The sequence below is a fragment of the Cupriavidus sp. GW822-FHT06G04 genome (assembly GCF_058799075.1).
Map to the genome: position 1 here is coordinate 632,810 of NZ_JBXALD010000003.1, position 12,916 is coordinate 645,725.

A 12,916-nucleotide genomic window follows, 5' to 3' on the forward strand; every position below is an offset into this window, starting at 1 on the left:
CAATTCAGCGTCGATGATACCCATCTTTCAATGCGCATCGGCCGACGGCGCCTTGGGCGGCGCGACCTTTTTCATCAGCGGCACCAGCACCAGCGCCGCGAGGAAGCAGACCATGATGACCAGGAAGGCATCGCTGAAGGTCTGCGTCTGTGCCTCGCGCAGTGCCAGCAGCGACAGCCGCTTGAGCGCGGCCGCGTGAGCCTCCACGGCACTGTAGCCGGCCGCCAGGAACTGCTGCGTCACGTTGTCGATCAGTGCGCCCATCGCCTCGTTGCCGGCATTCAGATGTTCCGCCAGATGCAGAAAATGCTGGTTGGTCCGATCGTTGAGGATCGTGGCGCAAGCCGCGATGCCGATCGCACCGCCCAGGTTGCGCATCAGGTTGAACAGGCCGGACGCCTGCTTGAGGCGCTCCGGCGCGAGGCTGCCCAGCGTCAGCGTGACCACGGGCGCCACCGCAAACTGCTGCCCCGCGCCGCGCAAGGCCTGCGGCAGCAGCAATTCCTGCCAACCCCAATCGTGCGTGATCGGCGAGAAGTGCCACATCGACAACGCGAACAACGCCAGACCGAACATCAGGAGCCAGCGCAGGTCCACGCGATTGCCCAGGTAGGCATAGATCGGAATCGAGGCGATCTGGAACAGGCCGGTCGAGAACACCGCGAGTCCGATTTCCCAGGCGCTGAAGCCACGCACGCGACCGAGAAACAGCGGCGTCAGGTAAACGGTGGCAAAAATCCCGATGCCGGTGATAAACGAGAACAGGCATCCCAGCGCAAAATTGCGCTGCGTGAGGGCGCGCAGATCGACCACCGGCTGCGCGTACGTGAGGCTGCGCCAGATGAACGCCACGCCGGACAGCCCGGCAATCCACGCGGTGGTCAGGATCACCGGATCGCCGAACCAGTCCCAGCGCGGGCCTTCCTCCAGCGTGTATTCCAGGCAACCGAGAAACGCGGCCATCAACACCATGCCGACATAGTCGGCGCCACGCAGCAGCGACAGATTGGGCTTGTCGATCTTGACCAGCAGCGGCACGGCAATCGTGACGAACAGGCCCGGCACAAGATTGATGAAGAACAGCCAGTGCCACGAATAATTGTCGGTGATCCAGCCGCCCACCGTCGGGCCCAGCGTTGGCGCCAGCGACGACAGGCCGCCGACCGTCGCCGCGGCAATCACGCGCTGCGGCCCGGCAAAAAACACGAACGCCGTGGTGAACACCATCGGGATCATCGATCCACCCAGAAAGCCCTGTGCGGCGCGGAACGCGATCATGCTCTGGATATTCCACGCCAGCCCGCACAGCATGCTGGTGATCGTGAACCCGGCGGCCGACGCGGCGAACAGCCAGCGCGTGGACATCACGCGCGCCAGCCAGCCGGACAGTGGAATCACGACGATTTCAGCGATCAGATACGCGGTCTGCACCCACGTCGTCTCGTCGGCCCCGGCCGACAACCCGCCGCCGATATCGTTTAGCGACGCCGAGACGATCTGGATGTCGAGCAGCGCGATGAACATGCCCACGCACATTGTGGCGAAGGCGAAAATCTTTGCGCCGGTGGACAGCTCGCCGGGCGGCGTCAGCAATCCGCCCTGGCCTACTGGTACTGGCGCAATCGGCGCGGCCGGCGTCACGGCGGCTGCGGCCGTACCCGCGGCGCTCATTTGGTCACCTGCGCGACGGCCTGCCGGCTATTGGCCGGTGCGGCGGAGATCGCCGGAGTCGCGGATGTCGCCGAAGTGGGCAACGTCGACAATGTCGACAATGTCGACGAATTCGCCGATCCTGCGCCACTGGCCGCCGTTGCGGTCTGCGCTGCCGCGCCGGGGCGCCCGTCGACTTCAGCGGTCACCGACAGGCCGGGCCGCAGCAGCCCGAGCCGCGCGTCCTTTTCGTCGAGCACGATCCGCACCGGCACGCGCTGCACGATCTTCGTGAAGTTGCCGGTGGCATTCTCGGGCGGCAGGACGCTGAACTGCGCACCGGTGGCCGGCGCCAGGCTTTCGACCCGACCATGGAATTCGCGACCCGGCATCACATCGGCGACGATCGTCGCGCGCATGCCCGGATTCATGCGCGCGAGCTGGCTTTCCTTGAAATTGGCATCGACCCACAAGCCGCTGGCCGGCACGATCGACATCAACGCCGCGCCACTGGACGCATAGGCGCCCACGCGGGCGCGCCGGTTACCGATGGTGCCGTCCACGGGCGCACGCAATTCCGTATAGCCAACGTTCAGCCGCGCCAGATCGCGCTCCGCGGTGGCCTGCGCAAGCGCGGCCTGCGCCTGTTGCTTCTGTGTGGCGATCACGTCGATCTGCCGCTGCGCCGCCACCAGCGCGGCTTGCGCCTTGTCGCCATTGGCGCGCGACTGCTTGTAGTCGGCATCGGCCTTCTGCGAACTCTGCACCGACACCGCTTCCTTGGCGACCAGGCTTGCGTAGCGCACTTGATCGTCGTGCGCGCGCCGGGTTTCCGCATCGGTGGCAGCCACACTGGCGCGCGCCTGTCCGATCACGGCTTCCTGCAGGCGCTGGGTGGCCTCCAGGTTGGCCAGCAACGCCTGCTGCGCGGCAATCGCCCCTTCGGCCTTGGCCAGCACCGCGCGGTAGTCGCGGTCGTCGATGCGCGCCAGCACGTCGCCGGCGCGTACGGCCTGGTTGTCGGTCACCAGCACTTCAGTGATATAGCCGGACACTTTCGACCCGATCACGGTGACGTCGCCGCCCACGTAGGCGTCGTCGGTCTCCTGCAAATAGCGTCCGTTGTTCCACCAGTACGTCGCGTAGGTGATCAGGCCACCGCCAACGATCGCCAGGGCGATCAGAGATGCCAGACGTTTGCGGCCCAGGCCGGGACGCGTGGCGGGGGAAGATTCCGATGGGACGCGCTCGGCGACGGTGCTGCTGCTGGACATGACGGCTGTTCCTTGTGGGGCGACGGGAGAGACAGGGCGCGAATCAGAGCCAAGCCAGCCTCACATGCAGCGAGGCCGCGTCGATTCGACTTGCTTTCATAATGCAAGTGAGTATAGTTGTGTAACTATTGTTATGCAAGTAACCTGATCGACGATGCCCGCCCTGCCGTTTCACCCCGTTCTACGCCCCCTTTCCGTCTTGTTCGCCACTGTGGCGCTGGCCGCTTGCTCGGCGGTCGGCCCCGACTACCAGAGACCCACGGTTGCCACGCCCGACGCCTATCCGCACGCCGAAACCTTGCACGCGCGCCAGACCGACGCTCCCGCACCGGCGCTGGATCAGTGGTGGACCGGATTCGACGATCCGCAACTGACGCGCATCGTGCAGCGCGCGCTGGACCAGAACCTCGATCTGGCGGCGTCGCTGGCGCGCGTTGCCCAGGCGCGTGCGGCCGCGCAGGAGGCCGGCGCGGCGTTGTATCCCGAAGGCAACGTCGGCGGCAGCGTCACCCGGCAGCGCCAATCGGTGGAAAGCCCGCTCGGCAAGTTGGGAAGCGCATTTCCCGGCTACGACCGCAATCGCACCGTCTATGACGTCGGCGTCGGCGCAAGCTGGGAAATCGATCTGGCTGGTGGTTTGCGGCGTGGCGCCGAAGCCGCCAGCGCGGAGGCGCAGGCAGCCGAGGCCGACCATCTGGGCGTGCGCGTGACGATTGCCGCCGAGGCTGCCGACGCCTACTTCCGCGTGCGCGGTGCGCAACGGCGCATCGCCATCGCCGAGGACCAGATCCGCACCAACAACCGGCTGCTGGACCTGGTGCGGACGCGACAGCAGGACGGACTTGCCGCCCGCCGCGAAGTGGCACAGGCCGAGGCGCTGGTGGCGCAGGCTCGCACCACGGTGCCGCCGTTGCGGATCGAATTGCAGACGCAGCTCAATCGACTCGATGTGCTGATGGGCGCCCAACCCGGCACCTATGCCAATGAACTGGCGCAATGGCCGGCTACGCAGATCGTCCCGGCGATTTCGGCCGCGCAAGGCCCCGCCGACCTGCTGCGTCGCCGGCCCGACGTGCTGGCCGCCGAGCGCCGTGTCGCAGCCAGTAACGCGCGAATCGGGGTTGCCACGGCCGAGTACTACCCAAAGCTGTCGCTGTCGGGGCTACTTGGATTCGAAAGCCTGTCCGCGGGCAAGCTATTCACGGCGCGCGCGTTCCAGCCGACAGCCGCGGCCGGTCTGCGCTGGCGCCTGTTCGACTTCGGCCGGGTCGACGCCGAAATCCAGCAGGCGCGCGGCGCCAATGCCGAGGCGTTGGCGCAATATCGCCTGTCGATGCTGCGCGCGACCGAAGACGTCGAAAACGCCATCGTCACGCTCACCGAACTGGAACAGCAATCGGACGAATTGCGCGTCGAAGTCGACGCCCACCGCCGCGCGCGCGATGCGTCCGAGGACGCCTACAAGGGCGGCGCGGTCAGCCTGTACGAAGTACTGGACGAGGATCGCCAACTGCTTACCGCGCGCGACCAGCAGGCGCGCGTAGTAGCCGACAACGCGCGCGCCGCTGTGGCCACGTTCCGCGCGTTGGGCGGCGGCTGGTAACTGCTTGCGGGTTTCCCGGCAAGAAATCGACCAGAGACAGACAAAAGACCGGCAAAAGAAAAGGCGCCGCGGCCTGCGATGGCCGCGACGCCAGAATGCCTGCGCGCGTTGTGGAGTGCCGCGCCGGCGCCTCGCTTGTCTTCCGGTTTCTCGGACCAGGTACCCCGCTTCGATCAGAAATCAGAACACGTGGCGCAGGCCCAGCGACACGCCAAGCTGGCCGCTGGCATCGGGCGTCTTGTAGTAAACCTGCGAGGTCGACGGCAGATAGCCGACCGACTGCCCATTGGGCAGATACGCGATGTTGTCCCAGTTCAGCGACGCGTTGCGCGCATAGTTCACGGCAAAGAACACGTCGGTGCGCTTGGAGAACTGGTAATCCGCAACTGCCAGGTATTGCTGCGGATTCTTCGGATTGGTCTGCACGCCGCCGATCGTCGCGGACTTGATGTCGTCGTAGTAATAGGCCAGCGTCAGGCGCAGCGCCGCCGTGGCGTCCCAGTTCACCCCGGCCCAGTACATGTTGTCGCGATGCGGCAGCAGTGTGGGCGTGCCGGTGGCCGGCGCCACCGAGTTGCCCCAGCGGAAGCCCGCCACCATCTTGACCGGCCCGAGGCGATAGCTGCCGGCAACGGTGGCGCGCATGTCGCGGCCGTAGTCGTTGGATCCCGATGCGCCGGTCGCCTGCGCGGCGTTGAGCGTCTTGACTTCGTCATAGGCTGCAGCCAGCCCGAACGGGCCTGTCGCATAGGCGACGCCAGCGCCGTAGGCGGATCCGGCCGCGAACGTGCCGGAACGCTCGCCGAACGACCAGTGCGCGATGGCGGTGAGCGGGCCGAACGTACCCTGGTACTGCACCACGTTGTTTTCGCGGAAATTCGGTCCGGCGATGCCCACCACGGGCTCGAATTCCGGTGCATAGGCCACCGGTGTGAAGCTGCCGATGGTCAGGAACGACGACGTGTACTGACGGCCGAACGTCAGCTTGCCCCAATCGTTCTGCAGGCCGACAAAGGCCTGGCGTCCAAACAGCAGACCGCCGTTGCCAAGCTTGCCATCATCGGTATTGAACTGGTTTTCCAGCACGAAGATGCTCTTGAGGCCGCCGCCGAGGTCTTCCACGCCGCGCAAGCCGAACCGAGACTGTGCGATACCCGAGGAGTTCATGAACACCGCCGAGCCGCTGCCCGGCGTCAGCACTCCGTTGTTGGTGTTCTGTACGTGGTTGACGTACTGGATGCTCGTGGTAACTACCCCGTAGAGCGTCACGGACGATTGTGCCCAGGCGGCTGGTGCCAGCAGCGCGCCAGCCATTGCGGCGAACAGCGTCTTCTTCATGTTGGATGGTTCCGTCTTCTGGTGTGGTGGCCATGGCGCCGGTTGTCTCCCACCAGCGCCCGCAGTGCGATCTTTCCTCCATCGACCGCGCGATGCATGCCAAATTAATCTCTCGTATTAAATCGGCATGGACGCAGGCTAACGACATCCGCGCGTTCAGTTACCTAGGACTTTCCCGAGGTACGGGCAAAATCTGAAGGAAATCCGATGCACACCAGATGTAGGACATCGGATTTTTCCGTATCCTTGCGAGGCTTTCATTCTGATAACGACAGCCCCCAAGGCCCGGCAAAGACACGCCATGAAGCTCAAGCAAGCGCGCGCCATGATTGCCGCCGAACCGTCAGCAAACGCCATGGGCAAAACCCGCGGCAGCACCCGGGACGACGACCCGGAGGCGGACGGCGAGCTGACCCACACGGCGCGGAGGATTCTGGAGATTGCCGAACGCCTGTTCGCCGAACAGGGTGTGGAGCAGGTGCCGCTACGCCAGATCGTGGTGGAAAGCGGGCAGCGCAATCGCTCTGCCCTGCACTACCACTTTGGTTCGCGCGAAGCGCTGGTCAGTCATTTGCTGAACAGGAGGCTGCATCAGGTCAACCGGATCCGCAACCGCTGCCTCGATGAACTCGAAGCAAGCGACAAGCCGATCGACATTCACAGCGTGGTGTACGCCACGATATTTCCGCTGGTCGACGTCGTGCTGCACACAGATTGGGGCATCAATTATTTGCAGGTGCTGGCGCAGACCACCTTCAGCCCGGGGCTGTTGAACACAGGGCTGGTCGACAAGACCGCGATGAGCGCGCTGTACCGTGTGCGCGCGCATATCTACACCTTGTTGCCCGATGTGCCGCGCGATGTCATGAAGCTGCGCATGATCTGGTTCATGGACACCGTGGTGTACTCGATGGCGCATTGGGTGCGCGAGCGCGGCAAGCGCGCGCGACTCGATCCGCCCATTGAAGAACTGGTGGATTTCTGCGCGGCGGCCCTGGCAGGCCCAAGGCCGCCGCGCAAGACGAAGCCGCCCGCGACGCGCTGATCAGCCCGCCGCGCGCACCGCATCCGGTGCTGTGCGCGCCAGCACCGGCACCAGCGCCGCGCCGGTATGGCTGGCCGGGACCCGTGCCAACGCCTCCGGATCGGCCGCACCGACGATCGTCCCCCCCTGCGCGCCGCCTTCGGGACCAAGATCGAGAATCCAGTCCGCTTCGGCGATCACGTCGAGATCGTGCTCGATCACGACCACGCTGTGGCCGCCGTCGGTCAGCCGATGCAGCACGCGGATGAGCCGTGCGACGTCGGCCATATGAAGCCCCACCGTCGGTTCATCGAGCACATAAAGCGTGTGCGGCGCCTTCTGGCCCCGCCGCGTGATGTCGTCGCGCACCTTCGATAACTCCGTCACCAGCTTGATGCGCTGCGCCTCCCCGCCCGACAGCGTGGGCGACGGCTGGCCCAGCGTGAGGTAACCAAGGCCCACGTCCTTCATCAGTTGCAGCGGATGCGAAATCTGCGTGATGGCGGAGAAAAACTCCACGGCCTCGTCGATTTCCATCGTCAGCACGTCGCCGATATTCTTGCCGCGCCACGTGACCGCCAGCGTTTCCGGATTGAAACGCTGCCCGTGACAGACATCGCACGGCACCTTGACGTCGGGCAGGAAACTCATGCCGATGGTCCGCACGCCTTGCCCTTCGCAAGCGGGGCAACGACCGTCGCTGGTGTTGAACGAGAAGCGCGACGCGCTATATCCGCGCGCCTTGGCCTCCAGTGTTTCGGCAAACAGCTTCCGAATGGCATCCCAGACGCCGATGTACGTGGCCGGACACGAGCGCGGCGTCTTGCCGATCGGGGTCTGGTCCACCTCCAGCACACGGTCGATCGATTCCCATCCCGTGATGTCCTGGCAGCCATGCCACGCGTGTTCGACATCGAGCGCCCTGGTCGCCGTCGGCTTGCCTGCCTTCTCTGCCGCTGCACGCGCCCGGCGCGTGGCGGGAGACGACATCACCGACCGGCCGACCGCATCGAGCAGGTTGGTCATCAGCACATCACGCGCCAGCGTGGACTTGCCCGACCCCGACACCCCGGTGATAGCCACCAGACGCCCTAACGGAATACGCGCCGTGACATCGCGCAGATTGTGCAGATGTGCGCCATGCACGGTCAGCCACTGCGCCGGTTCTGCTTCCTTGCCCGCACGCGCGGGTTTGACCGGCCTGCGCGGCTGCAACGGATGGACCATCGGACGGGCCAGGAACTTGCCCGTGGTCGAATCCACGGCGGCGGACAGCGCGGCCACATTGCCCTGCGCCACCAGATGGCCGCCGCGCTTGCCGGCGCCGGGCCCGATGTCGATGATGTGATCGGCGCGACGAATCGTGTCTTCGTCGTGCTCGACCACCACCAGCGTATTGCCCTTGTCGCCCAGCTTGCGCAGCGCATCGAGCAGAATCTGATTGTCACGCGGATGCAGGCCGATGGTCGGCTCGTCCAGGACATAGCAAACGCCTTGCAGATTGCTGCCGAGCTGCGCGGCAAGCCGGATGCGCTGCGCTTCACCGCCCGATAAGCTCGGCGCGGCGCGGTCCAGGCTGAGGTAGCCGAGCCCGACTTCTTCAAGAAACTGCAGACGGCTAGCGATCTCGGTCACCACGTCGCGGGCGATTTCCGCATCGCGGCCTTTCAAGCGCAGTCCGTCCACCCAGCGACGCGTGTCGGACACGGTCCACTGCGCCACGTCGGTAATCGCATGGGCATCGAACGTGACAGCGCGCGCCACCGGGTTCAGGCGCGTGCCTTCGCAGTCGGGACACGGTGTGTCGCCTACGCCTTCGGGTTCCTGTTCCTCGGACGGCAGGCTTTGCTCGCGGCCACGGTCATCGCCGCCCACCACGGTGTCGTCGAACGCCGCACGCTGTTCGCGCGTCAGCGCCAGGCCCGTGCCCACGCAGGTGCCGCACCAGCCGTGCTTGCTGTTGTACGAGAACAGCCGGGGATCGAGTTCCGGATAGCTCGTGCCACAAACCGGACACGCCCGCTTGGTCGAGAACACCTTCGTCTGACCGAGGTGCGCGGTTCGTTCGCCGTCCTGCATCGCATCGTGCAGGCCGTCGAGCGGCGCCAGCAGGTGCATGACGCCCTTGCCCAGTTCCAGCGTGCGGTCCAGCAGCGCGCGAAGCTCGGCTTCGTTGTCCGGGGACACAACGATATCGCCCACCGGCAGCTCGATCGTGTGCTCGCGAAAACGATCGAGGCGCGGCCACGGATCTACGGGAAGGAATTCGCCGTCCACACGCAGATGCGTGTTGCCGCGCGCCCGAGCCCACTTCGCCAGGTCCGTGTAGACACCCTTGCGGTTGACCACCAGCGGCGCGAGCAAACCCACGTGCTGGCCGCGATGATCGCGCAGCAACTGCGCGGCGATCGACGCCGGGCTTTGCGAGGTGACCGGCGCGCCGTCATGCACGCAGTGCTGGATCCCAAGCTTCATATAAAGCAGCCGCAGGAAATGCCAGACCTCCGACGTGGTGGCCACGGTACTCTTGCGACCGCCGCGCGACAGCCGCTGCTCGATGGCGACAGTCGGTGGAATGCCATAGACCGCATCGACTTCGGGACGGCCCGCCGGTTGCACGATCGACCGCGCGTAGGCGTTCAGCGATTCCAGATAGCGGCGCTGCCCTTCGTGGAACAGGATGTCGAAGGCGAGCGTCGACTTGCCGGAACCGGACACGCCGGTGATCACGTTGAACTTGCCGTGCGGAATATCGACGTTGAGCGCCTTGAGGTTGTGTTCGTGGGCATTGACGATGCGCACCACGCCCTCGCCCTCCACCGCGCGCCGCGCACGCGCCGCCTGCACCGCAGCCTGCAGCGGCAGACCGTGTTCGGCGCGCTCCGCGGCCAATGTGCCGGCCTCGCCCACGGCTTGGTCGTAGGCGATCAGCGCGTGACCGGTATGGGAATCGGCGCAGCGCTTGACGTCGTCGGGCGTCCCGACGCACAGCAGTTGCCCGCCGGCATCGCCGCCTTCCGGCCCCAGGTCGATGATCCAGTCCGACGCGCGGATCACGTCAAGGTTGTGTTCGATCACGATCAGCGAATGGCCGCCGTCCAGGAGCTTGCCAAACGCGCGCATCAGCTTGGCGATATCGTCGAAGTGCAGGCCGGTGGTCGGCTCGTCGAACATGAACAGGCGCCGCGGCAGGATCACGGCCTTGCGCTGCCTGGCCGGTTGCGCCGCGGCGGTTTCGGCCAGGAAGCCGGCCAGCTTCAGGCGCTGCGCCTCGCCGCCCGATAGCGTCGGCACGGGCTGGCCAAGCTTGACGTATTCGAGGCCCACGTCGGCGATCGGCGCCAGCACGCGCAGCACACCCGCATCGCCCTCGAACAGCGCGGTAGCCTCGCTGACCGTCAGTTCGAGTACATCGGCCACGCTCAGCGCGCGTGCCGGCTGGCCGCGCGCGGCGCGCTCGATCTTCACTTCGAGCACTTCGGCGCGATAGCGCGTGCCATCGCAGTCGGGACACCGCAGGTAGACGTCGGACAGAAACTGCATCTCGACGTGTTCGAAACCGGAACCGCCGCATGTGGGGCAGCGCCCGTCGCCGGAATTGAAGCTGAAGGTGCCGGCCGTGTAGCCGCGCTGCAGCGCCAGCGGCGCCTTGGCGAAGAGCTTGCGGATTTCGTCGAACGCGCCCACGTAGCTGGCCGGATTCGAGCGCGCGGTCTTGCCGATGGGTGACTGGTCGACGAACACGACGTCGTCGAGTTGCTCGGCGCCCACCAGATCGCGGTACGCGCCCGGCGATTCGGTAGCCTTGCCGAAATGGCGCGCCATGGCTGGATACAGCACGTCCTGCAGCAGCGTCGACTTGCCCGAGCCCGACACGCCGGTCACGCACACCAGCCGGTTCAGCGGGATGTCTACCGTCACATCCTTGAGGTTATGCTCGGTGGCGCCTTCCAGGCGCAAGCGCGGCGTCGCGGCGTCCACGGGCCGCAACTGCCAGTCGGTCGCGTCGGTCACGCGGCGGCGACCGCCCAGGTAATCGCCGGTCAGCGTCGCTTCCTTGCGGATAGCCGCCGGCGTGCCGTCGAAGATGATCGAACCGCCGCGCTCGCCGGGGCCGGGCCCCATGTCGATCAGACGGTCTGCCGCCAGCATCACCGACGGATCGTGCTCGACCACCACCAGCGTGTTGCCCGCGTCGCGCAGGCGGTGCATGGCCTCGACGATGCGGTTCAGATCGCGCGGATGCAGGCCGATGCTGGGCTCGTCCAGGACGAACAGCGTGTTGACCAGCGACGTGCCCAGCGCGGTGGTCAGGTTGATCCGCTGGACCTCCCCGCCAGATAGCGTGCGACTCTGCCGGTCCAGCGTCAGATAGCCGAGGCCGACGTCGCACAGGTACTTCAGACGCGTGCGCACTTCGGCAAGCAGCAGCTTGAGCGCATCGTCGAGCAGCGCGCTCGACAGCGTGAGGTCGTCGAAGAAACGGCGGATGCGCGCAATCGGCATCAGCATCAGGTCATGCACGGTCAGGCCCGGCAACGACTCCAGCTGGGCGCGGGACCACTCGACGCCACGCGGCAGAAAACGCTGCGCGGGCGCCAGCACCGCATCGGCGTTGTCCTTGCTGCCCAGGCGCCAGAGCAGCGATTCGGTCTTCAGGCGTGCGCCGCCACAGGTTTCGCACGGCGTGTAGCTGCGATATTTCGACAGCAGCACGCGGATGTGCATCTTGTAGGCCTTCGACTCCAGATAGTTGAAAAACCGCATCACGCCGTACCACTGCTTGTTCCACTGCCCGTTCCAGTCCGGCGAGCCATGGATCACCCAGTGCTGCTCAGCCTCGCTGAGCTGGTTCCACGCCAGGTCGCGCGGAATGCCGGCCTTGGCCGCATAACGCATCAGGTCGTCCTGGCATTCCTTCCAGGCCGGCGTCTGCATCGGCTTGATGGCGCCGTCGCGCAGCGACTTGCGTCCATCGGGAATCACCAGGCCGAGATCGACACCGATCACGCGGCCGAAGCCCCGGCAGGTTTCGCACGCGCCATAGGCGGAATTGAACGAGAACAGCGCCGGCTGCGGATCCGCATAGCGGATATCGCTTTCGGGACTGTGCAGGCCGGTGGAGAACTTCCAGACCGGGCCGTCGCCGTCATCGGTAACCACGCTGACGCTGACCCGCCCGCCGCCGCGCTTGAGCGAGGCCTCGATGGCTTCGACGGCGCGCGCCTTTTCCACATTGCCGATGCGGAATCGGTCCGCCACCACGTCCAGCACACGGCGCTTGCCGGTGGCCGACGCGACTACGCGCTGGCCATGCACGCGCGTATAGCCGCTCACCGACAGCCACTGTTCCACCTCTTCGTCGGTGGCCGATTCCGGCAGCTCGACCGGGAACGTCACCACCAGCCGGGCGTCGGCGAAGGGCTGGCCGGGGGCCGTGCGAGCCTGGAGCTCGGCATAGATCGTCTCGGGCGAATCGTGGCGCACCGGCAGCGCGGTCTGGCGGTCGAACAGTTCCGACGCGCGCGCGTACAGCAGCTTCAGGTGGTCGTTGAGCTCGGTCATCGTGCCGACCGTGGAGCGCGAGCTGCGCACCGGATTGGTCTGGTCGATGGCGATGGCCGGCGGCACGCCGTCGACGCGGTCAACCTGGGGACGGTCCATCCGGTCCAGGAACTGGCGCGCGTAGGCGCTGAAGGTCTCCACGTAGCGGCGCTGGCCTTCCGCGTAGAGAGTGTCGAAGACCAGGCTGGACTTGCCCGAGCCGGACGGCCCCGTCACGACGGTCATCTGCCCGGTGTGCAGGTCCAGGTCGACGTTCTTGAGATTATGCTGACGGGCGCCGCGGATGCGGATCGTGCCGGAATCTGACAATTTTTCCCTCGGATCAATGAGTTGGAGAGGAAACCCGAAGCGGTTTCTCGCCTCGGAGCGCGCCTGCGCGCGCGGAAATGCCATCACTATACTGTATAAATGTACAGTTCTCCTGACAGCCAACCGACAATCCGCAAAATCAGAATCGGCTCA

At 65.9% G+C, this 12,916-nt stretch carries 6 protein-coding genes; 2 read left to right on the plus strand and 4 right to left on the minus strand.

Annotation, left to right across the window (positions count from 1 at the left end):
* Positions 1-27: 27 nt before the first annotated feature.
* On the minus strand, positions 28-1,671 hold the full coding sequence (locus AC1RKI_RS10210; protein ID WP_084004212.1) for a DHA2 family efflux MFS transporter permease subunit: 1,644 nt from the start codon (positions 1,669-1,671) through the stop codon (positions 28-30).
* The gene (locus AC1RKI_RS10215) at positions 1,668-2,924 is read right to left on the minus strand and encodes an HlyD family secretion protein (protein WP_492797461.1); all 1,257 of its coding nucleotides are present in this window, start codon (positions 2,922-2,924) and stop codon (positions 1,668-1,670) included. Before AC1RKI_RS10215 ends, AC1RKI_RS10210 begins: the two co-directional genes overlap by 4 nt.
* Positions 2,925-3,078: 154 nt before the next feature.
* On the opposite strand from AC1RKI_RS10215, the gene AC1RKI_RS10220 reads away from it, so the two are divergent.
* Complete coding sequence (locus tag AC1RKI_RS10220; protein WP_227461208.1) at positions 3,079-4,527, plus strand: efflux transporter outer membrane subunit; 1,449 nt, start codon at positions 3,079-3,081, stop codon at positions 4,525-4,527.
* Between the two features lie 180 nt (positions 4,528-4,707).
* Here AC1RKI_RS10220 and AC1RKI_RS10225 read toward each other — a convergent pair whose 3' ends face one another.
* Positions 4,708-5,865: a porin gene (locus AC1RKI_RS10225; RefSeq protein WP_061959342.1), complete on the minus strand. Its 1,158-nt coding sequence runs from the start codon at positions 5,863-5,865 to the stop codon at positions 4,708-4,710.
* Positions 5,866-6,166: 301 nt separating this feature from the next.
* Between AC1RKI_RS10225 and AC1RKI_RS10230 the strand changes: the two genes are divergently transcribed.
* Positions 6,167-6,910 (plus strand): TetR/AcrR family transcriptional regulator, encoded by a 744-nt coding sequence (locus AC1RKI_RS10230; protein ID WP_492797459.1) that lies wholly within the window; start codon positions 6,167-6,169, stop codon positions 6,908-6,910.
* Here the strand turns inward: AC1RKI_RS10230 and uvrA are convergent, their stop codons facing one another.
* Entirely contained in the window at positions 6,911-12,763 is a 5,853-nt protein-coding gene (gene uvrA / locus AC1RKI_RS10235) for an excinuclease ABC subunit UvrA (RefSeq protein WP_492797457.1), read from the minus strand.
* Positions 12,764-12,916 lie beyond the last annotated feature (153 nt).

What these genes read in the sequence shown, in the direction of transcription:
- AC1RKI_RS10210 (WP_084004212.1), bottom strand. Translation starts at nt 1,671, where the DNA reads ATGAGCGCCGCGGGTACGGCCGCAGCCGCCGTGACGCCGGCCGCGCCG.
- AC1RKI_RS10215 (WP_492797461.1), bottom strand. Translation starts at nt 2,924, where the DNA reads ATGTCCAGCAGCAGCACCGTCGCCGAGCGCGTCCCATCGGAATCTTCC.
- AC1RKI_RS10220 (WP_227461208.1), top strand. Translation starts at nt 3,079, where the DNA reads ATGCCCGCCCTGCCGTTTCACCCCGTTCTACGCCCCCTTTCCGTCTTG.
- AC1RKI_RS10225 (WP_061959342.1), bottom strand. Translation starts at nt 5,865, where the DNA reads ATGAAGAAGACGCTGTTCGCCGCAATGGCTGGCGCGCTGCTGGCACCA.
- AC1RKI_RS10230 (WP_492797459.1), top strand. Translation starts at nt 6,167, where the DNA reads ATGAAGCTCAAGCAAGCGCGCGCCATGATTGCCGCCGAACCGTCAGCA.